The sequence below is a fragment of the Pseudomonas subflava genome (genome assembly GCF_023823685.1).
Lineage (GTDB): Bacteria > Pseudomonadota > Gammaproteobacteria > Pseudomonadales > Pseudomonadaceae > Aquipseudomonas > Aquipseudomonas subflava.
Genome location: NZ_JAMXBF010000002.1, coordinates 1 through 25,419 on the forward strand (window position 1 = coordinate 1; position 25,419 = coordinate 25,419).

29 protein-coding genes and 1 tRNA gene are annotated in these 25,419 nt (G+C 67.5%); 15 read left to right on the forward strand and 15 right to left on the reverse strand.

Annotated elements, in window-relative coordinates; genetic code table 11:
- Both NF616_RS03160 and NF616_RS03165 read right to left on the reverse strand, forming a co-directional pair.
- A partial coding sequence (locus NF616_RS03160; protein ID WP_252271604.1) for a methyl-accepting chemotaxis protein occupies positions 1 to 1,397 on the reverse strand: 1,397 nt, incomplete at its 3' end.
- Positions 1,398 to 1,571: 174 nt separating this feature from the next.
- Positions 1,572 to 2,261: a crotonase/enoyl-CoA hydratase family protein gene (locus NF616_RS03165; protein ID WP_252271605.1), complete on the reverse strand. Its 690-nt coding sequence runs from the start codon at positions 2,259 to 2,261 to the stop codon at positions 1,572 to 1,574.
- Positions 2,262 to 2,452: 191 nt separating this feature from the next.
- On the opposite strand from NF616_RS03165, the gene NF616_RS03170 reads away from it, so the two are divergent.
- From NF616_RS03170 to NF616_RS03180, 3 genes are all read left to right on the forward strand, one after another.
- The gene (locus NF616_RS03170; protein WP_252271606.1) at positions 2,453 to 2,647 is read left to right on the forward strand and encodes a hypothetical protein; all 195 of its coding nucleotides are present in this window, start codon (positions 2,453 to 2,455) and stop codon (positions 2,645 to 2,647) included.
- A 92-nt stretch (positions 2,648 to 2,739) separates the two neighbouring features.
- Positions 2,740 to 2,829 (forward strand) — tRNA-Ser (locus NF616_RS03175).
- A 315-nt stretch (positions 2,830 to 3,144) separates the two neighbouring features.
- Positions 3,145 to 3,636, forward strand: a complete 492-nt coding sequence (locus NF616_RS03180) for a hypothetical protein (RefSeq protein WP_252271607.1) — start codon at positions 3,145 to 3,147, stop codon at positions 3,634 to 3,636.
- Between the two features lie 135 nt (positions 3,637 to 3,771).
- Here the strand turns inward: NF616_RS03180 and NF616_RS03185 are convergent, their stop codons facing one another.
- From NF616_RS03185 to napE, 5 genes are read right to left on the reverse strand one after another with little or no spacing between them, the layout of a single operon-like run.
- Positions 3,772 to 4,371: a cytochrome c3 family protein gene (locus NF616_RS03185; RefSeq protein WP_252271608.1), complete on the reverse strand. Its 600-nt coding sequence runs from the start codon at positions 4,369 to 4,371 to the stop codon at positions 3,772 to 3,774.
- A gap of 7 nt (positions 4,372 to 4,378) precedes the next feature.
- Positions 4,379 to 4,855, reverse strand: a complete 477-nt coding sequence (locus NF616_RS03190; protein ID WP_252271609.1) for a nitrate reductase cytochrome c-type subunit — start codon at positions 4,853 to 4,855, stop codon at positions 4,379 to 4,381.
- An 11-nt stretch (positions 4,856 to 4,866) separates the two neighbouring features.
- The gene (gene napA / locus NF616_RS03195; protein ID WP_252271610.1) at positions 4,867 to 7,371 is read right to left on the reverse strand and encodes a nitrate reductase catalytic subunit NapA; all 2,505 of its coding nucleotides are present in this window, start codon (positions 7,369 to 7,371) and stop codon (positions 4,867 to 4,869) included.
- The gene (locus NF616_RS03200; protein ID WP_252271611.1) at positions 7,352 to 7,663 is read right to left on the reverse strand and encodes a chaperone NapD; all 312 of its coding nucleotides are present in this window, start codon (positions 7,661 to 7,663) and stop codon (positions 7,352 to 7,354) included. The genes napA and NF616_RS03200 overlap by 20 nt, the downstream gene beginning before the upstream one ends.
- A 13-nt stretch (positions 7,664 to 7,676) precedes the next feature.
- Positions 7,677 to 7,838, reverse strand: a complete 162-nt coding sequence (gene napE, locus NF616_RS03205) for a periplasmic nitrate reductase, NapE protein (RefSeq protein ID WP_252271612.1) — start codon at positions 7,836 to 7,838, stop codon at positions 7,677 to 7,679.
- A 235-nt stretch (positions 7,839 to 8,073) separates the two neighbouring features.
- On the opposite strand from napE, the gene NF616_RS03210 reads away from it, so the two are divergent.
- The 4 genes from NF616_RS03210 to NF616_RS03225 all read left to right on the forward strand — a co-directional run bounded on the left by NF616_RS03210 (position 8,074) and on the right by NF616_RS03225 (position 10,337).
- Entirely contained in the window at positions 8,074 to 8,514 is a 441-nt protein-coding gene (locus tag NF616_RS03210) for a CopD family copper resistance protein (protein WP_252271613.1), read from the forward strand.
- Between the two features lie 247 nt (positions 8,515 to 8,761).
- Positions 8,762 to 9,253 carry a hypothetical protein gene (locus NF616_RS03215; protein ID WP_252271614.1) on the forward strand — a complete coding sequence of 164 codons (492 nt, stop codon included), beginning with the start codon at positions 8,762 to 8,764 and terminating at the stop codon, positions 9,251 to 9,253.
- A gap of 60 nt (positions 9,254 to 9,313) precedes the next feature.
- Positions 9,314 to 9,712: a cupin domain-containing protein gene (locus tag NF616_RS03220; protein ID WP_252271615.1), complete on the forward strand. Its 399-nt coding sequence runs from the start codon at positions 9,314 to 9,316 to the stop codon at positions 9,710 to 9,712.
- 73 nt (positions 9,713 to 9,785) lie between these two features.
- A complete protein-coding gene (locus tag NF616_RS03225; RefSeq protein WP_252271616.1) occupies positions 9,786 to 10,337 on the forward strand; it encodes a YdeI/OmpD-associated family protein in 552 nt (183 codons plus the stop codon).
- A 111-nt stretch (positions 10,338 to 10,448) separates the two neighbouring features.
- Here the strand turns inward: NF616_RS03225 and NF616_RS03230 are convergent, their stop codons facing one another.
- Together NF616_RS03230 and ytfE are read right to left on the reverse strand one after the other, a co-directional pair.
- Positions 10,449 to 12,728, reverse strand: a complete 2,280-nt coding sequence (locus tag NF616_RS03230) for a nitric-oxide reductase large subunit (protein ID WP_252271617.1) — start codon at positions 12,726 to 12,728, stop codon at positions 10,449 to 10,451.
- Positions 12,721 to 13,404, reverse strand: coding sequence for an iron-sulfur cluster repair protein YtfE (gene ytfE / locus NF616_RS03235; protein ID WP_252271618.1), 684 nt, complete (start codon positions 13,402 to 13,404; stop codon positions 12,721 to 12,723). Before ytfE ends, NF616_RS03230 begins: the two co-directional genes overlap by 8 nt.
- Before the next feature lie 137 nt (positions 13,405 to 13,541).
- On the opposite strand from ytfE, the gene norR reads away from it, so the two are divergent.
- Positions 13,542 to 15,071, forward strand: a complete 1,530-nt coding sequence (norR, locus tag NF616_RS03240; protein ID WP_252271619.1) for a nitric oxide reductase transcriptional regulator NorR — start codon at positions 13,542 to 13,544, stop codon at positions 15,069 to 15,071.
- Between the two features lie 2 nt (positions 15,072 to 15,073).
- Here the strand turns inward: norR and NF616_RS03245 are convergent, their stop codons facing one another.
- Complete coding sequence (locus tag NF616_RS03245; protein WP_252271620.1) at positions 15,074 to 15,283, reverse strand: tautomerase family protein; 210 nt, start codon at positions 15,281 to 15,283, stop codon at positions 15,074 to 15,076.
- Between the two features lie 70 nt (positions 15,284 to 15,353).
- Positions 15,354 to 16,088 (reverse strand): SDR family NAD(P)-dependent oxidoreductase, encoded by a 735-nt coding sequence (locus NF616_RS03250; protein ID WP_252271621.1) that lies wholly within the window; start codon positions 16,086 to 16,088, stop codon positions 15,354 to 15,356.
- Positions 16,089 to 16,204: 116 nt separating this feature from the next.
- Between NF616_RS03250 and NF616_RS03255 the strand changes: the two genes are divergently transcribed.
- The 4 genes from NF616_RS03255 (at position 16,205) to NF616_RS03270 (ending at position 19,510) form a co-directional block, all read left to right on the forward strand.
- Positions 16,205 to 17,131, forward strand: a complete 927-nt coding sequence (locus NF616_RS03255) for a LysR family transcriptional regulator (protein ID WP_252271622.1) — start codon at positions 16,205 to 16,207, stop codon at positions 17,129 to 17,131.
- Positions 17,132 to 17,331: 200 nt separating this feature from the next.
- The gene (locus NF616_RS03260) at positions 17,332 to 17,856 is read left to right on the forward strand and encodes an HvfA family oxazolone/thioamide-modified RiPP metallophore (RefSeq protein WP_252271623.1); all 525 of its coding nucleotides are present in this window, start codon (positions 17,332 to 17,334) and stop codon (positions 17,854 to 17,856) included.
- Between the two features lie 69 nt (positions 17,857 to 17,925).
- Positions 17,926 to 18,771 carry an HvfB family MNIO-type RiPP peptide maturase gene (locus NF616_RS03265; protein WP_252271624.1) on the forward strand — a complete coding sequence of 282 codons (846 nt, stop codon included), beginning with the start codon at positions 17,926 to 17,928 and terminating at the stop codon, positions 18,769 to 18,771.
- On the forward strand, positions 18,764 to 19,510 hold the full coding sequence (locus tag NF616_RS03270; RefSeq protein WP_252271625.1) for an HvfC family RiPP maturation protein: 747 nt from the start codon (positions 18,764 to 18,766) through the stop codon (positions 19,508 to 19,510). The genes NF616_RS03265 and NF616_RS03270 overlap by 8 nt, the downstream gene beginning before the upstream one ends.
- 61 nt (positions 19,511 to 19,571) lie before the next feature.
- On the opposite strand, the gene NF616_RS03275 is transcribed toward NF616_RS03270, so the two are convergent.
- The 4 genes from NF616_RS03275 to NF616_RS03290 all read right to left on the reverse strand — a co-directional run bounded on the left by NF616_RS03275 (position 19,572) and on the right by NF616_RS03290 (position 22,886).
- A complete protein-coding gene (locus NF616_RS03275; RefSeq protein ID WP_252271626.1) occupies positions 19,572 to 20,063 on the reverse strand; it encodes an HvfX family Cu-binding RiPP maturation protein in 492 nt (163 codons plus the stop codon).
- 7 nt (positions 20,064 to 20,070) lie between these two features.
- Positions 20,071 to 20,721: a ferric reductase-like transmembrane domain-containing protein gene (locus NF616_RS03280; protein ID WP_252271627.1), complete on the reverse strand. Its 651-nt coding sequence runs from the start codon at positions 20,719 to 20,721 to the stop codon at positions 20,071 to 20,073.
- Between the two features lie 120 nt (positions 20,722 to 20,841).
- Positions 20,842 to 22,149, reverse strand: a complete 1,308-nt coding sequence (locus NF616_RS03285; protein ID WP_252271628.1) for a sensor histidine kinase — start codon at positions 22,147 to 22,149, stop codon at positions 20,842 to 20,844.
- Complete coding sequence (locus NF616_RS03290; protein ID WP_252271629.1) at positions 22,146 to 22,886, reverse strand: response regulator; 741 nt, start codon at positions 22,884 to 22,886, stop codon at positions 22,146 to 22,148. Before NF616_RS03290 ends, NF616_RS03285 begins: the two co-directional genes overlap by 4 nt.
- A gap of 190 nt (positions 22,887 to 23,076) precedes the next feature.
- On the opposite strand from NF616_RS03290, the gene NF616_RS03295 reads away from it, so the two are divergent.
- From NF616_RS03295 to NF616_RS03305, 3 genes are read left to right on the forward strand one after another with little or no spacing between them, the layout of a single operon-like run.
- Positions 23,077 to 23,331, forward strand: coding sequence for a DUF2790 domain-containing protein (locus NF616_RS03295; protein ID WP_252271630.1), 255 nt, complete (start codon positions 23,077 to 23,079; stop codon positions 23,329 to 23,331).
- Positions 23,332 to 23,372: 41 nt separating this feature from the next.
- Positions 23,373 to 24,131, forward strand: coding sequence for an alpha/beta fold hydrolase (locus NF616_RS03300; protein ID WP_252271631.1), 759 nt, complete (start codon positions 23,373 to 23,375; stop codon positions 24,129 to 24,131).
- Positions 24,132 to 24,189: 58 nt separating this feature from the next.
- Positions 24,190 to 25,413 carry a cytochrome c biogenesis protein DipZ gene (locus NF616_RS03305; protein ID WP_252271632.1) on the forward strand — a complete coding sequence of 408 codons (1,224 nt, stop codon included), beginning with the start codon at positions 24,190 to 24,192 and terminating at the stop codon, positions 25,411 to 25,413.
- Positions 25,414 to 25,419 lie beyond the last annotated feature (6 nt).

The window sequence follows — 25,419 nt, forward strand, 5'->3', positions numbered from 1 at the left end:
CTGGTGATCACCGAGAGAATCGACTCGATGTTGTGGCTGAGCTTGGCCAGCTCGTTGATGGCGTGGCCGGTGTCGTCCATCTCGTCGGCCAGGCGCTTGATCGCCGTGGTCGACTGGGACACCACACGCACGCCGTTCTCGGTTTCCTCGTTGGCGGCGATGGCGGCCTGGGCGGCGGCCTGGGCGTTGCGCGCAACTTCCTCGGCGGTGGAGGCCATCTCCTGCATGGCGGTGGCCAACTGGTCGAGCTCCTGCAGCTGCTCGTGCAGGCGGCTGGAGGCCTGGTTGGCCTCGCCCGAGGTCGAAGTGGTGCTTTCGCGCACCTGCCGCGAGCTGCCCATCACGTCGCTGATCAGCGTCTGCAGGCTCTGCAGGAAACTGTTGAATTCGCGCGACACCTCGGCGATTTCGTCGTTGCCGGTGGCCGGCAGGCGCCGGGTCAGGTCGCCCTGGCCGCTGTTGATCTCGCGCAGCGAGGCGTGCAGGTGGTCGAGCGGCTTGAGCAGCCGGACCATCAGCATGCCCAGGGCGATCAGGCTGATGACCACGCCGAGCACGGTGCCGATCACCGCGCGCCAGCTCAGGGTGTCGGCCTCGGCCATGACGATGTCCTTGTCCAGCACCACACCGATGTACCAGTCCATGCCCTGCAGGTTGGGCAGCGGGGTGAAGGACACCAGCAGGTTCTTGTCGCCGCCGCTGAGCTCCTGCAGCTCCTTGTTCAGCGCCGGGCTCTCGCCGTCGAACAGGGTGCTGTAGGACTTGCCGTTGAGGGCAGTGTCCGGGTGGGAAATGATGTTGCCGCTGCGGCTGAGCAGGAAGGCGTAGCCGGCGCCGCCGAAGTCCAGGGTGTTCACCGCGTCGGCCACGGCCTTCAGGCGGATGTCGCCGCCGAACACGCCGAGGAACTGGCCGGCATTACTGATCTTGGCCACGGCGGAGATGAGAATTTCGCCGGTGGTGGAGTCCACGTAGGGCTCGGTCAGCAGCGCCTGGCTGCCGCTCTTGCCGGTGCCGAACCAGGGCCGCTGGCGGCCATCCCAGTCGGCGCTGGGCTGCCAGCTGGGGTCGTTCTTGATCGGCTTGCCGTCGGCCTCCAACGCGCCGAACACCAGGATGAACTCGTTCTTCAGCAGCGGTGCGTCGATGACCTTCTGCATGTTCTCCGGGCTGTAGTCGCTGTCGATGGTCTGCGACATCAGGTCCATCAGCCGCAGCTTGGCGTTCAGCCAGTTCTCGATCTGGCGGGCGAGGGCGTTGCTGGATTCGGAGATGCTCGACTCGACCTGGCTGCGCAATGTGCTGCGTACCTGGCTGACCTGAGCGAGGGAGAGGAGGCTGGTGGTCAGGAACAGCACGGCTGCCGCCGCGATACCGACCTTGTGCGCAATTTTCATGGGTTTGGCTCCTGAACGCGACTACGAAAAACCACGGGAGCGCCACACGTCCATGCCTAGGCGACAGCCGTAAGGTAATACAGCCGGCGGCAAATGCCACGTGAATTGGCCATTATTTCGCCACTAAAACGACGAACCCGGCGCGAGGCCGGGTCCGGTGGGCGTTTCGGCGGCTCAGCCGAGGTGCTTCTGGTCCAGCTCGATGGCCTGGTCCAGGGTCTCCAGCAGCGCCTTGCGCACCTTGAGCTTGGTGTTCTTGTGCGCGGTCATGTTGATCTTCTTCAACTGCTGCGCGGCGGCGATGGCGGTGGCCTGCAGCTGCTCGGCCGGCACCACCTTGTCGAGGAAGCCGGCGTCCATGGCACCCGCCGGGTCGAAGATCTCGCCATTGATCACCGAACGGTGGAAGGCGGACTTGCGCAGGCGGTCACGGGCCAGCTCGATGCCGGCGTGGTGCATGGTCATGCCGATCTGCACTTCGTTCAGGCCGATGTTGAACGGGCCTTCCACGCCGATGCGGTAATCGGCCGACAGTAGGATGAACGCGCCCTTGGCGATGGCGTGGCCCGGGCAGGCGACGACGATGGGGTAGGGGTGGGCCAGCATGCGGCGGGCCAGGGTGGAACCGGCGGTGACCAGGGCCACGGCGTTCTGCGGGCTGGAGGTCATCACCTTGAGGTCGTAGCCGCCGGAGAGGATGCCCGGCTGGCCGGTGATGATCACCACGGCGCGGTCCTGCACGGCCTGATCGAGCGCGGCATTGAACGCGGCGATCACGTCCGGGGAGATGGCGTTCACCTTGCCGTTGTTGAGGGTTAGGGTGGCGATGCCGTCTTCGAGTTGGTAGCTGATCAGGTCGCTCATGGCGGAAATCCTAGTCCTGGTGGCGGGAATTGGCGCTGACGTTACCCAGCGCAGGCCCGAGGGTAAAGCGCTTTGGCTGACCGGAGGGTCACCCGCCCGTCGGTGGCCGGCTATCGTCATCATCGGCATCGCCAATTGGCTGCTATACCGAGCGGTGACTTAGGTTGGTCGCGAACCTGAGGAGCACCGCCATGACCCGTCTCATTCCTTATCTAGCTCCGCTGCTACTGGTCGGCCTGACCCTGCTGGCCGCCAGCCCCTACAGCCGCAGCCAGACCGGCGTGCTGCAGCTGTTCCTGTTCAGCACGTTCGCTTCCCTCGGCTTCCTGCTGTTCGGCGGCCAGCGCTTCGAAACGACCGAGCCGAAGGCCCATCGCTCCGCATAAGCGCATGAATCGACTGAAAAAAAGTTTGCATTCGAGAAAGCCTGCGGCTACATTAGCGCGCCTCGACGGACCAGACTGGTACGCCGAGATCCGGTGAAGTGTCCGAGCGGTTGAAGGAGCACGCCTGGAAAGTGTGTATACGGGAAACCGTATCGAGGGTTCGAATCCCTCCTTCACCGCCAGATCGAATTAACGCAAACCCCTGACTTACTAGCGAAGTCAGGGGTTTGTTGTTTCTAGAGCGGGGGTCAGTTACAAAGAAGCCAGTGTTCCGGGTGTCCTGCTGGCGCCAAGTACCCACCGCGCCTCTTAACGAACCTTCTTCTCACCTCCCGCTGTCCATCGACAGACGAGTCGGGAGGCGCCTGTTGAAAATTGCATGTCTCGGATGGGGTTCCCTGATCTGGAAGCCCGGCATTCTTCCGGTGCGCCGGCCGTGGCGGCGGGATGGGCCGGATCTGCCTATCGATTTCGCGCGTGAGGGCGACGGCGGGGAGTTGGCGGCGGTGCTGTGCGACTCGGCGCCGGTGGCGAGGGTGATGTGGGCGCTGCTCGATGTGCGCTGTGTCGAGGCGGCGCGCGAGCTGCTGCGCCGGCGCGAGCAGATTCCCTCGTCGCAGCCGCGCAGCGTCGGCAGTGTCGAGGGCTGCGCCAATCGCTACGAGTATTCCGCCGTCATTGCGCGCTGGGCGAGGGCGATGCGCCTCGATGCCGTGGTGTGGACGGCATTGCCTCCGCGCATCTTCGGTGAGAACGGCAGGGCGCCGACCATCGAGGAGGCCCTGGCCCATATCCGCGAGCTGCCGGAAGAGCGCCGCCGCCACGCCGAGTTCTACACCCGTTCCGCTCCGATGTTTATCGCAACGCCGATGCGAAGGGCGCTGGAGGAGACCTTCGGCTGGTGGCCCAACGACAACGCGGTGCCCAACCTCCGCACGCGGCTGGGCGCTCCGCAGCCGGGCTCGAGTCGGCGGCGAGTGGAGCAGTGATACCCGCTAACAAGGGCCTGCGCCGCTGAGTACGACGCGATGCAGCATTGCTCGATCAAATCGCCTTGCGAATGGCCAGAAAAAAGCCCCGATCTCGGGGCTTTCGTTTTCTTGGCCATCGATCCGTAGACCACGTCATTCCCACCCCTTCACCCCGCTCATATCCGGCAGGCGGTGGGCGATGCCCTTGTGGCAGTCGATGCAGGTGGCCTGGCCGGAGGCGAGGGCGGTGGAGTGCATCTGGCGTGCGCGCTGGCTCTGGCGGGTGAAGTCCATGAACTCGAAGTTGTGGCAGTTGCGGCATTCCAGCGAGTCGTTGGCCTTGAGGCGGGCCCATTCGTGTTCGGCCAGTTCGCGGCGCTTCTCGAGGAATTTGTCGCGGGTGTTGATGGTGCCGAAGATCTTGCCCCAGACCTCCTTGGAGGCCTGCATCTTGCGCGCGATCTTGTCGGTCCACTGGTGCGGCACGTGGCAGTCGGGGCAGGTGGCGCGCACGCCCGAGCGGTTGGTGTAGTGGATGGTGTCCTGCAGCTCGACGTACACGTTGCTCTCCATCTCGTGACAGGAGATGCAGAACTGCTCGGTGTTGGTCGCCTCCAGCGCGGTGTTGAAGCCGCCCCAGAAGATGATCCCGGCGATGAAGCCGCCGAGCGTCAGGAAGCCCAGGCTGTAGTGCACGCTGGGGCGACGCAGGATGGTCCAGTAGGAGCTCAGCCATCGGAACAGGGCTTTCATAAGCACCTCACTGCTGCTGGCCGGCGCGCTGCACTTCGTCCTGCAGCAGCTGGTCGATGGTGCGGAAGTCGTTGCCCACCAGCGGCTTCACTTCCTGCTGCGGCACGTGGCACTGGGTGCAGAAGTAGCGTCGCGGTGACACCGCGGCCAGAGTCTGGCCGTCGCGGTCCATGTAGTGGGTGATGCTGATCATCGGCGCCTGGGTCTTCGCGCTGTTGCTGCGGCTGTGGCAGGTCAGGCACTTGTTGCCGTTCTTGTCCACCTGGTAGCCGCGGATCGTATGGGGAATGGTCGGCGGCTGTTCGGGGTAGTTGCGCTCGCGCTTGAGGTCCTTGTTTTCGTCCTCGGCCAGGGGCGGCGTGGCTCGCTCCTGACTGAGGGTGCCGCCGGGGCGGCGACCGTCCGGTGCGGGGGCGTCGAGGGGGTAGTCGGCTGCGTGGGCCAGGCTCGCCAGGAGGACCAGCAGCAGGGGCAGGCTTCTCATGATCGGGCTCCTCAGGCCAGGCTGACCAGTTCGATGCGCACGGCGCACTTCTTGTAGTCGGTCTGCTTGGAAATGGGATCGGTGGCGTCCAGGGTGACCTTGTTGATCAGCTTGTTGGCGTCGAAGAACGGCACGAACACCAGGCCGCGTGGCGGCTTGTTGCGGCCGCGGGTCTCGATGCGCGCGCGCATCTCGCCGCGCCGGCTGATCACCTTCACCTCGCTGCCGCGCCGCGCCTTGAGCTCCTTGGCGTCGTCCGGGTGCATGTACACCAGGGCGTCGGGCACCGCGCGGTACAGCTCGTCCACGCGCTGGGTCATGCTGCCGGTGTGCCAGTGTTCCAGCACCCGGCCGGTGCTGAGCCAGAAGGGGAAGTCCTTGTCGGGCGCCTCGGCTGGAGGCTCGTAGGGCAGGGCGAAGATGATCGCCTTGTTGTCCGGGTAGCCGTAGAACTGCACGCCGCTGCCTTTCTCCACATAGGGGTCGTGACCCTCGCGGTAGCGCCAGCGGGTTTCCTGGCCGTCCACCACCGGCCAGCGGAGGCCGCGGGCCTCGTGATAGGTGTCGAAGGGCGCCAGGTCGTGACCGTGGCCACGACCGAAGGCCGCGTACTCCTCGAACAGGCCCTTCTGCAGGTAGAAGCCGAAGGCGGCGGCCTCGTCGTTGGCGTAGCCCTCGGCCATGTCGCTGGTGGGGAACTGGTCGACCTGGCCGTTGCGGAACAGCACCTCGTACAGGGTCTTGCCCTTGTACTGGGGTGCCTGGGCCAGCAGCTCGGCCGGCCACACCTCGTCGGTGGTGAAGAGCTTGGAGAATTCCACCAGCTGCCAGAGGTCGGACTTCGCCTCGCCCGGCGCCTTGACCAACTGATGCCAGAACTGGGTGCGGCGCTCGGCGTTGCCGTAGGCGCCTTCCTTCTCCACCCACATGGCGCTGGGCAGGATCAGGTCGGCGGCCTGGGCCGACACGGTGGGGTAGACGTCGGAGACGATGACGAAGGCCTCCGGGTTGCGCCAGCCCGGGAGGATCTCCTGCATGATGTTGGGGCCGGCGTGCATGTTGTTGCAGACCTGCGTCCAGTACACCTTGAGCACGCCGTCCTTGAGCTTGCGGCTCTGCTCCACGGCGTGGAAGCCGGGCTTCTCCTGGATGGTGCCTGGCGGCAGCTTCCAGATCTTCTCGGCGGTGGCGCGGTGCTTGGGATTGGCCACCAGCATGTCCGCCGGCAGGCGGTGGGAGAAGGTGCCGACCTCGCGCGCGGTGCCGCAGGCCGAGGGTTGCCCGGTCAGCGAGAAGGGGCTGTTGCCCGGTTCGCTGATCTTCCCGGTGAGCAGGTGGATGTTGTAGATCAGGTTGTTGGCCCACACGCCGCGGGTGTGCTGGTTGAAGCCCATGGTCCAGAACGACACCACCTTGCGCTTGGGGTCCGCATACAGCTCGGCCAGGGCCTTGAGGCGCTCGGCCGGCACGCCGGTTTCCTCGGCGGCGCGCTCCAGGGTGTAGGGTTTGACGAAGGCGGCGAACTGCTCGAAGGAGATGTCGCTCCAGGTGTTGGCGTTGGCCGCGTTCTTCGCCTTCTGCTCCAGCGGGTCGGTGGCGCGCAGGCCGTAGCCGATGTCGTCGGCACCCTTGGCGAAGCGGGTGTGACGGCTGACGAAGTCGCGGTTCACCGAGCCGGATTCGATGATGTGATTGGCGATGTAGTTGAGGATGATCAGGTCGGTCTGCGGCTTGAACACCATGGGGATGTCGGCCAGGTCGAAGCTGCGGTGCTCGAAGGTGGACAGCACCGCCACCTTGACCTGCGGCTGGCTGAGCCGGCGGTCGGCGACCCGCGACCAGAGGATCGGGTGCATCTCGGCCATGTTCGAGCCCCAGAGCACGAAGGTGTCGGTGGCTTCGATGTCGTCGTAGCAACCCATCGGCTCGTCCATGCCGAAGCTGCGCATGAAGCCCATCACCGCCGAGGCCATGCAGTGCCGGGCGTTGGGGTCGATGTTGTTGCAGCGCAGGCCGGCCTTCATCAGCTTGTTGGCGGCGTAGCCTTCCCACACCGTCCACTGCCCGGAACCGAACATGCCGACTGCCTGCGGGCCGTGGGCCGTGAGCGCGGCCTTGGTCTTCTCGGCCATGATGGCGAAGGCCTCGTCCCAGCTGATCGGCTGGAACTCGCCCTGCTTGTCGTACTTTCCGCCCTTCATGCGCAGCAGCGGCTGGGTCAGCCGGTCGGTGCCGTACATGATCTTCGACAGGAAGTAGCCCTTGACGCAATTCAGGCCGCGGTTGACCTCGGCCTTGATGTCGCCGTGGGTCGCCACCACGCGGCCGTCGCGGGTCGCCACCATCACCCCGCAGCCGGTGCCGCAGAAACGGCAGGGCGCCTTGTTCCAGTCGAGGCGGGTCATGTCCGCCTCGGTGATCAGGTTGCTGGCGGTGCTGAATGCCGGCAGGCCCAGCGCGGCGGCGGCGATGGCGGCGGCGTTGGCCTTGGCGAATTCACGTCTGCTGAGTTTCATCAGGCATCTCCGGCGAGGAGGTCATCACGGTCGGGAGGGACGAGTCCTGTTCTTCGAGGACTTCGTGGTAAACCAGTGCGGCGTTGATCACGCCGGGCAGGCTCTGGACGGCGCCGAGGGTGGCGACGATCTGCGCCTCGTGCTCCGCCTCGATCACCACCACCAGCTTGCCTTCGGGGCTGTGCTGGTGCAGCTCGACGCCCGGTAGGCGACGCAGGTTGGCGGTCACCGCCGCCATCAGCTGAGGCTGGGCGTGCACGATCAGGCTGGCGATCTGGATGCTGTCTGGCATGTCGGCCCCCAGGCTAGAGAGGGCCGGGTGGGCCGGCGATCAGCTGGATCATCCACACGATGAATCCGTAGCCGCCGACGATGGCCACGGAGAGTATGGGGAACAGACAAATCACAAGGAAGAGGAACAACCGGGTTTCCTTGCCTTTGCTGTCGTCAGACGTTTTCACGGTCATGGCGACGACACCTCCTTCGTTGCGTCCGCTGAGTCTAGACCCGGATCGTGAAGCTTGTGAGAAGCGACCATAGCGCCTCCGAAGCGCGCCCGAATTGACCGGGATCATGGTGGCGCGCCGTGCGGCGGGCATCATGGCGGTGGTTTTTTCGAGGGCTCCCAAGACGCCTTTCGCCGCGGCGATTCACCGCGAGGTCGAGTCCGGTGACTGGCGATGCGAGGGGCGAGGAGGACGCTTGACCTATCTGTTGCTGAAGTTCGTCCACATCACCGCCGCGGCCTTCTTCATCGGCGGGGTGTTCTTCGAGGTGATGATCCTCAGCCGCGCCACCCCGGTGCTGGAAGAGCGGCCGCGCGCCGAGCTGTCACACGTCCTCGGCCAGCGCGCACGCAAGGTCATGCACTGGGTCGTCATGGCGCTGTACGGCGCCGGCCTGGGGCTGGCCTGGCACTACCGCAGCGCGCTGCACGCCCCGTTCGCCAGCAGCTTCGGCACCCTGCTGATCCTGAAGATCTGTCTGGCCCTGAGCATCCTCGGCCACTTCCTGGCGGTCGCCTTCCTGATCCGCCGCGGCCGCATGACCCCCAGGCGCTCGCGGCTGATCCACCTCAGCGTGCTGGTGCAGATGCTGGGCATCCTGTTTCTCGCCAAGGCGATGTTTTTGTTGAGCTGGTGACGGTTCGGGGAGATTGCGTGGCTTGTTGTCAGCCGCAGGAAGGCGCTGAGACTGTGATTGTCCCTGTATGCGGCTTCCCAGAGGCTAATGCCAGTCGTCATCGCGTCCTGTAACAGATTGTCTATGAGACAGAATTCGGATTAACCTCCTAGTCACCATATTCGAGGACTTTGCAGGGCAATACCTATCTTGAAGGATCTATAGATTGTGCAGTTGTACCGCGCAAGCAAATTGTTTGAGGGATTAAATGAAAGCTAAAAATACTTCGCCTTATCTTGGTGATAATAATCGCCTTGGAGATGTTATCGCTGCGATTCAGGTAATGGCTGTTTATAAATTCTACAAACTTCCATTTTCAGATTGGGCTGACCGAATAAATGCTGATGCAGGGCAGGCTGATAAATGGGAGAAGATATTTAAGGAGCATCCAGAGTTTTTTAGATTGGACTCGGAGCGTAAACGAGCATCATTGGTGTGGCGCAGGCAATTTCCTAAGCGCTATGATGTCGATGCTGAAAGGGTTATATCTTTCCAAGATTATAATAGTCTAACAGTGCAACAAAAGTGCCGAATATCTAGGACGCCGTTAACTCCAGGCGACATAAAGGCGTTAATAGATACCGCGGTAAGTTTGCATTCTCGAGCATTGGAACATCAAAAAGATAAGCGATGGTGGACCGCCATCGCTGGTGCTATTGGTGGTTTGGTAGGTTCCATTGCAGGCGCGCTCATAAAATGAGAGCGCTATAGATTTCTTAATGGGATCGTGATGGGCGGTTACATGTCTCGACGGAGCACCATGACTCTCACCGCAGATATCACCGAGACCTACCTGCACTTCACCGAAGACGGCCGGGTCGATCCGGTTCCGGTGTCCGAATCATTCTGGAGCGAGCTGGCGGCGGGAAAGTCGCCCGGGCTGGATCGGGGGCGGTTGATGTCGGCTTTTACTTTCGCCGAGTCGTGGGCGGTGTGGGAGCGGCATCCGGCGGGGGAGGAGTTGGTCATGTTGCTCTCGGGGGCCGCCACGCTTGTGCTGGAGGAGGCCGGGCAGATGCGTGAAGTGGCGGTGCGCACGCCGGGCGCCTATGTGCTGGTGCCGCGCAACGTGTGGCACACGGTCAGGACCGAGGTGCCGACCACGATGCTGTTCCTCACGCCCGGCGCCGGGACCGAGCATCGGCCGGTGGAGGCCTAGCGTTTCACGCCGCCCCGGGCATCAGACGTTACACTCGACGGCCTGCCCATTGCCGATTTCCTGTGGGGTACCCATGAGCCAAGCCGCAACGCATTCTCGCTTCGAGGCACCGCTGCTGCGCCCGGCCAAGTCCGGCGACGAGGAGGGCTGGACCTTCGTGGTGCTGCCCCGGTCCGCGAGCGAGAAGCTCCCGCGGCGCGGCAGGACCAGCGTCGAAGGCACGCTCAACGGTCATCCCTTTCACGCCACGCTGGAGCCGGACGGGCAACTGAGCCACTGGCTCAAGGTCGATCGGGCGCTGCGCGAGGCGGCCGGCGTGGAGGCAGGCGAGGTGGTGACGCTCGAGGTCGCCGCCGTGGCCGAAGAGCCGGAGCCGCAGCTGCCGGCGGACCTGCGCGAGGCGCTTGACGCTTCCCCGCAAGCCAGGGCGGTGTGGGAGACCACGACGACCATCGCCCGCGTCGACTGGATTCACTGGGTCGAGTCCGCCAAGCAGGCGAAGACGCGCCAGGGCCGCGTGGAGAAGGCGTGCGACATGCTGGCGTCCGGCAAGGCGCGGGTCTGCTGCTTCGATCCGTCCGGGTTCTACAGCAAGAGCCTCAGCGCCCCCAAGGCCGACGACTGAATGGCCAGGGCACAACGCTCCGCTCGACAACCGCTTCTGCCGAAATTTCACCCGCCCAAACAAGCGCGGCCCGCGAATGCGGGCCGAGCCTAGCCAAACACATCTGCACACTTAGCCGACCGTCGGGGCACCTCCTTCCGCGCGCTGCGGCACGGTTGTGGCCGTGGGGGAGAAGAAGCCGTTGACGACCTGCCAGGTCATAGCCAGGGCGCCGACGATGAACACCACGTCGCCGAAGGTGCGCACCCAGCGCAGGGTCTGCAGCAGGTCCTGCTGCATAAAGGCCTCGCTGCGGGCGTACCACAGGCCCTGGCTGACGCTGGCGTGGAACTGGATGATGCCGATGGGCAGCAGGCTGGTGGCGATCATCAGCACCAGGCCGCCGTTCAGCCACCAGAAGGCCACCTTCATCAGGCGTTCGCTGAACACCAGCTGCGGGCGGATGTAGCGCAGCACCAGCAGGGTGAAGCCCAGGGCGAGGAAGCCGTACACCCCGAACAGCGCGGCGTGGGCGTGTACCGGCGTGGTGTTGAGGCCCTGGATGTAATACAGCGACACCGGCGGGTTGATCATGAAGCCGAACACGCCGGCGCCGAGCATGTTCCAGAAGGCCACGGCGACGAAGCACAGCAGCGGCCACTTGACCCGCTCCATCCACACCGCGCGGCTCTTCAGGCGCCAGTTCTCCCAGGCCTCGTAGCCGAGCACGATCAGCGGCACCACTTCCAGAGCGCTGAAGGTGGCGCCCACCGCCATCACCGGCGTGGTGGTGCCGGCGAAGTATAGGTGGTGGAAGGTGCCGGGCACGCCGCCGAGCATGAACAGCGAGGCCGACGCCAGGCTGGCGGTGGTGGCCATGCGTCTGGATACCAGGCCCATGCTGGAGAAGATGAAGGCCAGCGCGGTGGTGGCGAACACCTCGAAGAAGCCTTCCACCCACAGGTGCACCACCCACCAGCGCCAGTACTCCATCACCGACAGGTGCGTGCGCTCGCCGTAGGCCAGGCCCGCGCCGTAGAACAGGCCGATGGCGATGACCGAGGCGGACAGCAGCGCCAGCAGGTTCTTGTCACCGGGGCGGCGGAACGCCGGCAGGATGCCGCGCAGCATCAGCAGCAGCCAGAACACCACGCCCAGGAACTTGCCGATCTGCCACAGGCGGCCGAGGTCGACGTACTCGTAGCCCTGGTGGCCGAGCCAGAAATTCCACTGCGCCGGCATGATCTGGGCGATGGCCAGGTAGTTGCCGATGAACGAGCCGAGCACCACGGCGACCAGCGCCCAGAACAGCACGTCGACGCCGAGCTTCTGGTATTTCGGGTCCTTGCCGCCGTTGATCAGCGGCGCCAGGAACAGGCCGGCGGCGAGGAAGCCGGTGGCGATCCAGAACAGCGCGCTCTGGATGTGCCAGGTGCGCAGCAGCGCGTAGGGGAACCACTGCGACAGCGGGAAGCCGTAGAAATCCTGGCCCTCCACCGTGTAGTGGGCGGTGGCGCCGCCGAGCATGACCTGGAAGCTGAACAGCCCGACCACCAGCAACAGGTATTTGCCCAGCGCCTTCTGCGACGGCGTGAGGCCGGCCAGGGTCAGCGGGTCCTGCGGCGGCACCGTCGGCTCGTCCTCCTCATGGTCGCGCAGGAAGGCCCAGGCCCAGACCAGGAATCCTATGCCGGCGATCAGCAGCACCACGCTGGCGATCGACCACATCAGGTTCTCGGTGGTCGGCACGTTGTCGATCAGCGGCTCGTGCGGCCAGTTGTTGGTGTAGGTGGCAGTGGAGGCCGGGCGCTCGGTGGCGGCCACCCAGGCGGTCCAGAAGAAGAAACGGGTCAGCTGCTCGCGCCGAGCGGCATCGGGCAGGGTGTTTTCCTTCATGGCGAAGCTCTTGCGGCTTGGCTGCAGCGCCGGGTCGTTGCCGAACAGCGCGTCGTAGTAGGCGGCGGTCTGCTGCACGGCGGCGACGCGGCGCTCGCTGAGGGTCAGCACCGGGCCCTGCACGTCGTTGTCGCGGTACTCGCGCTTGAGGCGCTGGCGCAGCAGCGCCTGGACGTCGTCATCGAGTTCGGCGAAGGGTTTGCCATAGCCGTCCTGCGCCGCCAGGTCGAGCCAGGCGCTCAGTTCGCGGTGCAGCCAGTCGGCGGTCCAGTCGGGCGCCTGGTAGGCGCCGTGGCCCCAGATCGAGCCGAGCTGCATGCCGCCCACGCTCTGCCAGGCGGTCTGGCCGTCGAGGATGTCTTCGGCGCCGAACAGCGGCGTGCCGTCCGCGCTGACCACCTGCTCGGGGATCGGCGGCGCCTGGCGGTAGACCTCGCGGCCGAACCAGCCGAGCAGGCAGAAGGTCACGCCGAGCACGGCGATCAGCGTCCACCAGAGTTTGCGGTACTCACCCATGGCTCACCTCCCGGCCCAGGGCGCGCGGGAACAGCAGGTTGTTCTCCAGGTGGATGTGCTGCATCAGGTCCACGCGCAGTTCGTTGAGGCCGCGGTACAGCGCCTGCCAGGTGTTGCAGGCGCCGGCCGGCGCGCGGATGTCGTCGGTGAGTTCGGCCAGCCGTGCGAGCGCCTCGCCGTGCTGGTCGTGCTCGAAGCGCATCACGCCGATCGGCCCGCCGGCCATGGCGCCGGCGCCACGCAGGATCATCGGGAACAGCACCTGTTCCTCCTTCTGCATGTGGCTCTCCAGCTCCTGCTGCATGTCCATCAGCAGCTCGGTGAGGCCGGTCGGGCATTCCTCGCGGCGGCCGTGAACCTGCTCCACCCGCGCGGCCAGGCGGATCAGCTCCGGCAGCTGCTGGCGGTGGATGGCGTGGTAGCGGGTCAGCAGGTGGTCGATCAGTTGCGCCGGCGCCGCCTCGCGCCAGCGCTCCTCGCCTTCGGCCTGCGGGTCGAGGGCGAGCAGGCGCTGCTGCACCTCGCGGGCATCGATGCCGCGCTCCAGCGCGGCCTGGCGCAGGCTCTTGGCGCCGCCGCAGCAGAAGTCCAGGTGGAATTCGTGGAAGACGCGGGTGGCGCCGGGGATGGTGCAGGCCAGGTCGCCGAGCGTGTCGTCGAGCAATTGGGTGGCCATGGAGGTTCTCCTTATCGGGCTGGGTCCGATACCTCCATCGCAAGCCGCGTGCCGTCGCCGGAGTTGACGTAAATCAAGGGCTGGCGCGGCGGGCGGGTTTAATTTACCTGCCACGAATCAGGTAATGGATACCCGAAATGGTGGATTTGACCCCGTTGCAGAATGCCCTGCTGGCCGACGTCATCGGCGAGTTGCCGACCGCGATCCGCCTGCAGCGGCTGGTCGTCAGCCTGCGCGAGGAGTTCGCCTGCAGCGCGGTGGTGCTGCTGCGCCTGGATGGCGAGAGCCTGCGTCCGCAGGCGGCGGTCGGCCTGGCCCACGAGGCGCTCGGGCGCAGCTTCCTGCTGGCGCGCCATCCGCGGCTGGCGCAGATCCTGGCCCAGCGCGAGCCGTTGCAGTTCGCCGCCGACAGCGAGCTCGCCGATCCCTACGACGGCCTCCTGGAAGAGAGCCCCGACGAGCCCTTGCCGGTGCACGACTGCCTGGGCATGAGCCTGTACCTGGACGGCCGCTTGTGGAGCGCCATTACCCTCGATGCGCTGACGCCCGGCAGCTTCGCCCGCGCCACCGCGCAGCGCCTGCAGCGCTGGGCGCTGATCATCGAGACCGCGCTGCGGGTCAGCCGCCTGGAAGGCGAGGTGCGCAGCCTGCGCCTGGCCCGCCGCGAGACGGTGGAGAGCGGCAACGAGACCGAGGGCGCCATCCTCGGCGACAGCCCGATGCTGCGCCAACTGCTCGACGAACTGACGGTGGTGGCCGACTCCGATCTGCCGGTGCTGCTGCAGGGCGAGACCGGCGTCGGCAAGGAGCTGTTCGCCCGCTGGCTGCACGCCCATTCGCCGCGGGCGCGCAAGCCGCTGGTCTACGTCAACTGCGCGGCGCTGCCGGAGACCCTGGCCGAGAGCGAGCTGTTCGGCCACATCAAGGGCGCGTTCTCCGGCGCCGGCCAGGACCGCCCGGGGCGCTTCGAGGCGGCCAACGGCGGCACCCTGTTCCTCGACGAGATCGGCGAACTGCCGCTGTCGATCCAGGCCAAGCTGCTGCGCGCCTTGCAGGGCGGCGAGATCCAGCGCCTCGGCGCCGACCAGCCGCGCCATGTGGACGTGCGGGTGATCGCGGCCACCAACCGGCGGCTGTGGGAGGAGGTGAGGGAGGGGCGGTTCCGCGCCGATCTCTACCATCGGCTGTCCGTCTACCCGGTGCACATTCCGCCGCTGCGTGAGCGCGGGCGCGACGTGCTGGTACTGGCCGGGCATTTTCTCGAACTCAACCGGGCGCGCCTGGGCCTGCGCTGCCTGCGCCTGTCGCCGGAAGCCGAGCGCACGCTGCAGGCCTACGCGTGGCCGGGCAACATCCGCGAGCTGGAACACGTGATCAGCCGGGCGGCGCTCAAGGTGCTCAGCCAGGCCGAGTCGCGCACCGCGCTGCTGAGCATCGAGGCGCCCTGGCTCGGGCTGGAGGTGACGCCGAGCGAGCCCAGGGTCGCCGCGGCGCCCCAGGCCGTTGCGCCGCAGGAATCCCTGCAGCAGGCCACGGACCGCTACCAGCGCGACCTGATCCGCAGCGTGCTGGAACAGCACCAGGGCAAGTGGGCCGCCGCCGCGCGGACGCTGCAGATCGACCCGAGCAACCTGCGCAAGCTGGCGCGGCGGCTGGCGCTGGTCTGAGGTCAGCCCTCGGGCAGCCGGCTGCGGTACTCGGTGGTGGTGATGCCCGCGTAGCCCCAGTTATCGGTGTCGACTTCCTCGATCACGATATGGGTGAGTTCGGGTTTCTTGTTGAGTACGCGCTGCAGGGTCTCGGTGATTTCCTTGATGACCTGGGCTTTCTGCTCGCGGGTGACGCCGTCGCGGGTGATGCGGACGCTGACGAAGGGCATGGTGTTGCTCCTGTGGGGTGGGGAAATGTTCAGGCGCGGCGGCGGGTGCCGCCCCGCCAGGTTCAGCCTGTTACCACTTGCCGACGCTCATGCCGCCGTCGACCGGCAACACCACGCCCGTGGTGAAATGGGCGTTGGCCAGGTACAGCACGGCATCGGCGATCTCCTCGACGCGGCCGATGCGCCCGGCCGGCTGCAGGCCGTTGAGGAAGTCGAAGCTGGCCGGGTCGTGCATCGGCGTCTCGATGATGCCGGGGGCGACTGCATTGACCTGGATATTGTGCGGCGACAGCTCCAGCGCCAGGGCGCGGGTGACCTGGTTGAGGCCGCCCTTGATCAGCACCGGCAGCGCGGCGGGCACGGCGAGGTTGGGCTGCAGCGCCACGGCGGCGGTGATGTTGATGATCTGCCCCTGGCGCCGCTCGATCATGTGCGCGGCGGCGGCCTGGGAGGCGTAGACCACGCCCTTGAGGTTGGTTTCCAGCAGGCCGTCGATGTCCTCGGGGCTGTATTCGATGAAGGGCTTGGGCAGGAAGAAGCCGGCGTTGTTGACCAGCACGTCGACCTGGCCGAAGGCCTCGACGCCGGCCTCGATCAGTCGGCGCACGGTGTCCGGCCTGGCGATGTCGCCGGCCACGCCGACGAAGGCGGCGGGATCGCCCAGCTTCGCCCGGGCCTGTTCCAGCCCCTCGGCGGAACGGGCGTTGCCGACCACGTTGAAGCCATTGGCCAGGAAGGCCTGGACCAGGCCGAAGCCGATGCCGCTGGAGGCGCCGGTGATCACTACCGTTCTGCTGTTGCTCATGTCGCTTCTCCCGATGAGGAGGCACCGAGTGGCGCCGTTGGGAGGACTATATTTTTGCCGCCTGGACGGATAAATATGGCTTCGAGAACTTCAGTTGATACACGGTGTAATCAATCATGCAGCGCCAATTCGACGACATCCTGCTCGGCAGCATTGAGCTGTTCTGCCTGGCGGCCGAGCTGGGCAGCTTCACCGCGGCCGGGCTGGCGGCCGGCGTGACGCCGGCGGCGGTCAGTCGCTCGATCGGCCGGCTGGAGGAGCGCCTGGGTTCCCGCCTGTTCGTGCGCACCACCCGCAGCATTCGCCTGACCGAGGGCGGGCGCGGCTACTACGAGCAATGCCGCCAGGCGCTGACCCAGTTGGTGGAGGCCGAGCGCGCGGTGAGCGGCCAGCAGCAGGATCCCTCCGGTACCCTGCGCATCAGCCTGCCCACCACCTACGGTCATCACCGCATCCTGCCGTTGCTGCCGGAGTTCCGCCGGCGCTACCCGAAGGTGCAGGTCGATATCCACCTGGGCAACCGCAATATCGACTTCGTCGGCGAGGGCTACGACCTGGCCATCCGCGTGCGCGCGCAGCCGGACTCGACCCTGATCGCCCGGCCGCTGGAGGATGCCCGCCTGGTGGTGGTGGCCACGCCCGCGTACCTGGCGCGCGCCGGCGTGCCGCAGACGCTGGACAACCTGGCGCGGCACGACTGCATCCAGTTCGAGCTGCCCAGCAGCGGCCGGCGCATCACCTGGCTGTTCAACGAGGACGGGCGCGAGCGGGAGATCCTCACCGAGGGCGGCTACGTCTGTTCGGAGGACGTACTGGGTGGCGTGACCCTGGCCAAACATGGCGCGGGGCTGTTCCAGACCTACCGCTTCATCGTCGAACGGGAGCTGGCCGAAGGCTCGCTGGTCGAGGTGCTGCAGCCGTTCGCCGGCCGCTCGCGGCCCTTCACCCTGCTGTATCCCCAGGGCCGGCACATGCCGCTGCGCCTGCGCGCGTTCGTCGACTTCATCATGGAGCAGCAGCGCCAGTGGGTCGCTGACGCCTGAGCGTCGCCCTGCGTATCACTCTGTATCCGCGTCGCGCCCTGCGGCGCTGGCATACAAAGCGCGCCCGTTGCCGATACGTGCGGGACACACGCGCGCGGCCCAATGGCCCGACCCGAGAGCGGGCCGCGCCACGCGACCTCTCCGGGCCAACCGCCTCACGGCACATCCGCGCGCATCGCGCCCAGCACCGGAGAATTCCCATGTCCCATACCCCCGTTTCCAACAAGACCCGCATCGGCCTGCTCGCTGTCGCCCTGGCCGGCGGCATGAACCTGGCGTCCACTGCCTTCGCCGTCGAACAACTACCCCAGGGCTATCAGCTGGCCGCCGCCGACAAGGCCGGGGAGGGCAAGTGTGGCGAAGGCAAATGCGGCGAGGGCAAGTGTGGCGGCGAAGCCAAGGCGACCCAGGGCGAAGGCAAGTGCGGTGAGGGCAAGTGCGGCGGCGAAGCCAAGGCCACCCAGGCCGAAGGCAAGTGCGGTGAAGGCAAATGCGGCGATGCCTCCTTCGCCCGCACCGACACCGACGACGACGGCCGCGTCTCGCTCAAGGAGCTGCTGGCCGTGGCACCGAAAGGCGCCGGGGAGTTCAAGGCGATCGACAGCAACGCCGACGGCTACCTGTCCGAGGCCGAGGTCTACACCTTCCGCAGCAACCAGTACACCAGCAACGGCAAGCCGGTGCCGACCGAGCTGTTCACCAAGATGAGCCAGGCCAAGGACTGATCCACCTCTTTGTCACCACGCCCTCCCTGTCGCCGACCGGGAGGGCGTTCGTCCATCTGGAGAAGCCTCATGACCACTCTTGCTCCCGTGCACGGCGCCGGCCTCGGCCTGCGCCGCGCCCTGCTGTCCGAGCTGCTGGCGATGGCGCCGGGCAGCGTCGACTTCCTCGAATGCGCGCCGGACAACTGGATCGGCGTCGGCGGCTCCCACGGCGATGGCCTGGCGGCGCTGGCCGAACGCATTCCGCTGACCTGCCACGGCCTGTCGCTGTCGCTCGGCGGCCCGGCGCCGCTGGATCTCGACCTGCTGACGCGCACCCGCAGCTTTCTCGAACGCCATCGGGTGCCGCTGTACAGCGAGCACCTGAGCTACTGCTCGGACGACGGCCAGCTGTACGACCTGCTGCCGCTGCCGTTCACCGACGAGGCCGTGCACCACGTGGCCGCGCGCATCCGCCAGGCTCAGGATGTGCTGGGCCGGCGCATCGCCGTGGAAAACGTTTCCTACTACGCGGCGCCCTACCAGGCACTGAGCGAGATCGAGTTCCTTCGCGCGGTGCTGGAGGAGGCCGACTGCGACCTGCTGCTGGACGTCAATAACCTGTTCGTCAACGCCATCAACCATGGCTATGACGCAGCGAGCTACCTCGCAGCGATTCCCGCCGCGCGGGTGGTGTGCCTGCACGTGGCCGGGCATTACGACGAGGCGCCCGACCTGAAGATCGACACCCACGGCGCCGCCGTGAAGGGCGATGTGTGGGCGCTGCTGGCGCAGGCCTACGCGCGCTTCGGCGAGGTGCCGACGCTGCTGGAGCGGGACTTCAACTTCCCGCCGTTGGCCGAGCTGCTGAGCGAAGTCGAGCAGATTCGCGGCTACCAGCGCGCCGCCCGGCTGCCGGAGGTGCGCCATGGCTGAGGCCCTGTACGAGCAGCTGCTGCGCATGGCCCGCCATGTGCGCGATCCGCAGCGCCACGCGCCGCCACCGGGCATCGCGGCGCGGCGCCTGGCGGTCTACCGGCAGCTGTTCTTCGGCAATCTCGAATCGCTGCTGTCCGGTGCCTTCCCCGTGGCACGGGCGAGCCTGGGTGCAGCGCGCTGGCAGGCGCTGGTGCAGGCTTTCTATGCCGATTACCGCTGCCGCACGCCGCTGTTCACCGAGCTGGCCGGCGAGTTCGTCGACTACCTGGAAGCGGGCGCGGCGCCCGACGCGCCCGAGTGGCTGGCCGAGCTGACCCATTACGAGCGGGTGGAGAGCGTGCTGTTGCTCAGCGACGCCGCGGAGCCGGAGCACGAGCCGCGTGGCGACCTGCTCGAGGGCGTGCCGGTGCTGTCGCCTCTGGCCCTGCCGCTGGCGTATCGCTGGCCGGTGGCGGAGATCGGCCCGGGCCACCTGCCGCAGGCGGCGCCGGAGCAGCCGACGCTGATCCTGGCCCGGCGCGGTGCGGACCGGCGCGTGCACTTCTCGCGCCTGGCGCCGCTGGCCCATGCGCTGCTGCTGTCGTTGCAGGAACGCACTGTCTGCGGCGCTGAGCACCTGGCGCTGCTGGCCGAGGCCATCGGCGTGGCGCCGGAACAGGTCCTGCCGGCCGGGCTGGCGTTGCTGGAGAGCCTGCGCGCCCAGGGCATAGTGCTGGGGACTCGCCCCGGCGCCTGAACGGCAAGCATGAAAAAGCCCGCGCACCTGCCGAGATGCGCGGGCTTTTTTGTGGCGTGGATCAGGCCTTGCGGCGCAGCAAGGCGTCCAGGCTTAGGCGGCCGGCACCGCCGAGCAGCAGCGGCAGCAGGGCGACCAGGTAGATCAGCGGCAGCTTGTAGTTGCCATGGCCATGGTCGCTGATCGAATAGCCCAGGGCCAGCTCCGCCAGGCTCGACCAGTGCGCCGGCCAGTGCACGGCGGCGATGGCGACGACGGTCAGCACGATCAGCGTCGCCGATGCCAGGCGCGTGCCCAGGCCGAGCAGCAGGAGCAGCGGCGCGATCAGCTCGATCCACATCGACAGCTGCCAGTTCAGCTCGGCCGGGAGCAGGTCGAAGGGGAAGGGGAACTGCAGCTGGGCGAACCAGTTCTGCCCGTTCCATTTCTCCAGGCCGGCCTCGAAGAATTCCCAGGCGAGGAACAGGCGCAGCGGTAGGTCGGCGCTCCAGGCGCCGAGGCGGTCGAGGCGGGCGAAGGCGTTTTTCAGCGGGGCGAATGCGGTGGCGTACATGGTGACCTCAGCGGGCAGTGGCAAGCGGTGCGCGGGCCGGCTGCGCCTCGCGGCGCAGACGCTGGGCCAGCTTGGCGACGAGCTTGAGCACGATGGCGGAGAAGATCAGGGCGAAGCCCAGCGCGTACCACGGGCTCATCGGGATGCGCTTGTAGAACGACAGGCAGAAGATCGCCGCCAGCACCCAGGTGCCGGTGCCGTGCAGCAGCTTCCAGCCACGCCCGCCGAGGGCCTTCATCGCCCAGCGGAAGGAGGTGAGGCTGAGCAGCAGGATGAACAGGTAGCCCACCGAGCCGGGGATGTTGGCGGCGGCCGAGCGGCCGTTCCAGAACACCTCCGGGAACAGCTTCGCGTAGGTCAGGATCAGCACGCCGTGGATCAGGTGCGAGAAGGCGAAGGCCAGGCCGAAGTAGCGGCGCTCGCGCAGCAGTGCGCGGGTCGTCGGGCTGGGCAGCAGGAGGGCAAGGGACGAGGCGAGGAAGGCGATCAGGAACAGCGCGAACGAAGTGCGGGCGGTGACGCGGATGGCACTGCGCAGCGCCTCCACCAGCTGCGGTTGCCAGAGCAGGGCCAGCGCGGTGGCGACGAGGACGAGCAGCGACAGCAGGCTGAACAGGCCCCAGCCGTGCAGGCTGGGTGAGGGTTCGGATCGGGTCATGGGCGGGCTCCTTGGAAGGGGCGCGGCGCGTTGTGCGCCGCGTTGCCCGTCATGCTCGCCAGCCGCTTTGTCTCCCGTGTGTCCGTGCGCGGCCGTCCTGTATCGCTCTGTATCCTCGCCTCAGCCCGTTACAGTGAGTGCCAGTTCGGCGCACAGGCCGCCGTGCTCGCGGTTGCGCAGGCTCAGGCGCGCGCCCAGGGCCTGGCTCAGCTGCAGGGCGATGGCCAGGCCCAGGCCGGTGCCGCCGGTGCTGCGGTTGCGCGAGCTTTCCACCCGGTAGAACGGCTTGAACACTTCCTCCAGCTCTTCCTCGGCGATGCCGGGGCCCTCGTCCAGGATCAGCAGGCGCACACCGCGCGCATCGCGCTCCACCTTCAGCTCGGCGCTGCCGGCGAACTTCAGGGCGTTGTCCAGCAGGTTGCTCAGCACCCGGCGCAGGGCGTGGGGACGGGTCTCGATCAGCGCGCCGCTGCGGCCGTCCAGTGTTACCGCCTGGCCGCTGTCCTGGTAGTCGAGCACCAGGCTGTCGAGGAAGGCGTCCAGGTCGACCCGGCACAGCGCCTCGCGGCTGCCGTCCATGCTGCGCGCGTAGGCCACGCCCTCGCGCACCAGGTGCTGCATCTCGTTGAGGTCGCCCCACAGGCGCTCGCGCTCCGGCGACTCGTCCATCTGCTCGACGCGCAGCTTCATGCGTGTGATCGGCGTCTGCAGGTCGTGGGAGATGGCCGCCAGCAGCTGCATGCGCTCCTTCAGGTAGGCGGCGATGCGGCCCTGCAGGGCGTTGAAGGCGCGGGCCGCGTACTGCACCTCGGTCGGGCCGCGCTCATCCAGGGGCGGCGCCGGGCTGTCCGGGTCCAGGTGGTCCACGGCGCTGGCCAGATGGGTCAGCGGGCGAATCGCCGTGCGCACCGCCAGCCAGGTGCAGAGCAGCAGCACCAGCAACTGCACCAGCAGCATCAGCGGCAGCCACTGGGCCACCGGAACGCTGCCGGGGGTGACGTCCAGCACCAGCGGGCGGCCGTCGCTGAGGCGGATATGCACCTGGAAGTGCGGCCGCGGCCCGTCGAGGGTGACGAAGCGCAGCGCATGGCGCTCGCCGATGGCCCGCTCGATGGAGGACACGGCCATCGGTGGGTCGGTCATGTCCATCGGCGTGCCGGGCAGGCCCTGGTCCATGCGGTAGCGGTAGTTGCGCCGTTCCAGCAGCGGCAGCCAGCTGGCGCGTTCGTCGGGCGGCAGGCGGTCGATCAGCGCCACCGAGGTGCTCAGGTCCATCTCCAGGTTGTCGAGCATCACGTCGCGCCCGGTCAGGTAGCGCTCGTAGAACTGCGAGCCGAACGACAGGCCGTAGGCCAGCACCAGGCCGGTGAGGAAGATCAACGTGAGGCGCGCGGCCAGGCTGCGCGGCCAGCGGAGCAGGGACGTCATGGCTTGGGCTCGATCAGTTGCACGGGCAGGGAGAGCACATAGCCCTCGCTGCGCACCGTCTTGATGTAGGCCGGCTCGCGGGCGTCGTCGAGCAGGCGCTGGCGCAGGCGGCTCACCAGCAGGTCGATGGAGCGGTCGAACACGTCGGCCTCGCGGCCCTGGGTCAGGTTGAGCAGCTGTTCGCGGCTCAGTACCCGCTGCGGATGGTCGAGGAACACCCGCAGCAGGCGGTACTCGGCGCCGCTGAGGGCGACCACCGTGTCGGTTTCGTCCAGCAGGTGGCGGGCGCTGGTGTCCAGGCGCCAGTGGCCGAAGCCGATCAGCCGGCTGCTCTCGCTGATCTGCAGGTTGGGCGGCAGCATGCGCGTGCGGCGCAGCACGGCGTTGATCCGTGCCAGCAGCTCGCGGGCGGAGAAGGGCTTGGTCAGGTAGTCGTCGGCGCCCATCTCGAGGCCGATGATGCGGTCGGTCTCCTCGTTGCGCGCGGTGAGCATCAGCACCGGCGTGGCCCTGTGCTTGCCCACGCGCAGCTCGCGGCACAGCTTCAGGCCGTCGTCGCCGGGCATCATGATGTCGAGCACGATCAGGTCCACCGCGTTGCCTTCGAGGAAGGCGCGCATCTGCCGGCCATCGGCGGCCAGGCTCACGCGCAGGCCATTCTTCTTCAGGTAGTTGCCCACCAGTTCGCGGATTTCCCGGTCGTCGTCGACGACCAGGACGTGATCGACATGCTCCATGCCAGCGCCTCGGTAATGGTGACTGCGTGCATTCTATCCAGCGCCGCCGGCAATGCTCGCGCGCTTTGTATTGCACTGTATCCCGCGCGCCACCGACACACGCCCATACCCTGGCGCCCGCGGGCGACACACCGCGGATACCTCCTCGCCGTTGAATGGCCACCGTCAATCAACCACAGAGGACTTCCCCATGAAACTCAATTCCCTCATCGCCTGCGCCGGTCTGCTCGCCACCCTCGGCAGCGCCTCCATCGCCCAGGCCGACAACACCGAGACCTACCGCTACGGCATGGCGCTGGACATCGACAAGGTGCTCTCCATCGAGGTGCCGGCGGCGCCGTACTGCACCGTGGTCACGGCGCACATGACCTACGTCGACTCCCGGGGCGAGGTGCGCGGCCTCGACTACCAGACCCAGGCCGAGGCCTGCGAGGTCAGCGGCTGAACGCCGCCGTCCACCCACCCATCGACTTCAGGAGAACACCCATGAACGGCCTCAAGACCCTGCTCGCCGCCTCCATCCTCGCCACCGCCGGTATCGTGCCGGCCTTCGCCGCCGACAGGCCGGAGGTGGTGCTGGTCCACGGTGCCTTCGCCGACGGCAGCAGCTGGAACAAGGTGATCCCGCTGCTGCAGCAGAAGGGGATCGACGTCATCTCGGTACAGAATCCGCTCAGCTCGCTGGGCGACGACGTGGCCGCGGCGCGCCGGGCCATCGAACAGGCCAGCGGCGATGTGGTGCTGGTCGGCCACTCCTGGGGCGGCACGGTGATCAGCGAGGCGGGCAACGACCCGCGGGTGAAGGCGCTGGTGTACGTCGCCGCCTTCGCACCGGACAGCGGCCAGTCCACCGCCGAGAGGGGCAAGGGCTATCCGACACCGCCGGGCATCGCCCGACTGGCGTCGGGCCCCGGCGGCTACCTGCACCTACCGGCGGATGCCGTGGCGAGCGACTTCGCCCAGGACCTGCCGCCGGCGGAAACGGCGCTGATCGCCGCCACCCAGGGGCCGATCCGCGCGGCCAACTTCGAGGAGAAGATCGGCAGCGCGGCGTGGAAGACCCGGCCGTCCTGGTTCGTCGTCGCCGGCCGGGACCGCATGATCGATCCGCGCCTGCAACGCGACATGGCCAAAGCCATCGGCGCCCGGACCACCGAGCTCGCGACCAGCCACACGCCGATGCTCGCCGAGCCGGCGGCGGTGGCCGAGGTGATCGCCCAGGCGGTGGAACAGGCGGCCCGCTGAGGCGGCCGCTTCCCATCGAATGCCCGGCGCCCTGCCGGGCCTTGCAGAGGAACATTTCATGTTGATCGTCGCCTTTCTCGGCGGGGTGCTGACCCTGCTCAGCCCCTGCATCCTGCCCGTGGTGCCCTTCCTGCTGGCACGCCGCGACCAGCGCCTGCCGACCCTGGCGGGCCTGGCGCTGACCTTCGCCGCCGTCTCCAGCCTGGCGGTGGTCGGCAGCGAATGGGTCGTCCAGGCCAGCCAGTTCGCCCGTCACCTGGCGCTGGCCGGGCTGGCCCTGTTCGCCCTGGCGCTGTTGTGGCCGCCCTTCGCCGAGCGGGCAATGCGTCCCTTCAGCCGCCTGGGCGGTCGCCTGGACGACGCCGGGCGGCGCCGCGCCGGGCCGCTGGGCGGCGTGCTGCTCGGCGTGGCCACCGGCCTGCTGTGGGCGCCCTGCGCCGGCCCCATCCTCGGCCTGATCCTGGCCGGCGCCATGCTCGACGGCGCCAGCGTAAACACCAGTCTCCTGCTGCTGGCCTATGGCGGCGGCGCGGCGGCGGCGCTCGGGCTGATCGCCCTGGCCGGTGACCGGCTGCTGGCGCGCCTGCGCCGCGGCCTGCCGCTGGGCGCCTGGCTGCGACGGGCCACCGGCGTGACCATGCTGGTTGCGGTGGCGGTGATGGCCAGCGGGCTGGATCGCCAGTTGCTGGTGAAGCTGCAGCCGATCGCCACCGACGCTCTGGAGCGCGGTCTGATCGAGCGGGCGCCGCGGCTGCCGCTCGATAACCTGATCGCCCGGGCCGACGCCGCGCCGCTGTCGGCGGCCGAGAGCAGCCCGGCGATGCCCGAGCTGGCCGGTGCGGTGCAGTGGCTGAATTCGCCGCCGCTGGATCGCCAGGCGCTGCGCGGCAAGGTGGTGCTGGTCGACTTCTGGACCTACGGCTGCATCAACTGCCAGCGCACCCTGCCCAAGGTGCAGGAGTGGGCGCGGCGCTACCGCGACCAGGGGCTGGTGGTGATCGGCGTGCACACCCCCGAGTACGCCTTCGAGAAGGTGATCGGCAATGTCCGCGAGGAGGTCGAGCGCCTCGGCATCGACTACCCGGTGGCCATCGACAACGACTACCGGATCTGGAACGCCTTCGCCAACCGCTACTGGCCGGCGCACTACTTCGTCGATGCCGAGGGCAGGGTGCGTTACCTGCACATCGGCGAGGGTGGCCACGCCGAGCAGGAGCGGGTGATCACCGCGCTGCTGGCCGAGGCCCGGCGCACGGCCGAGCCCGTGGCCACGGCGCGCTGAGGCGGG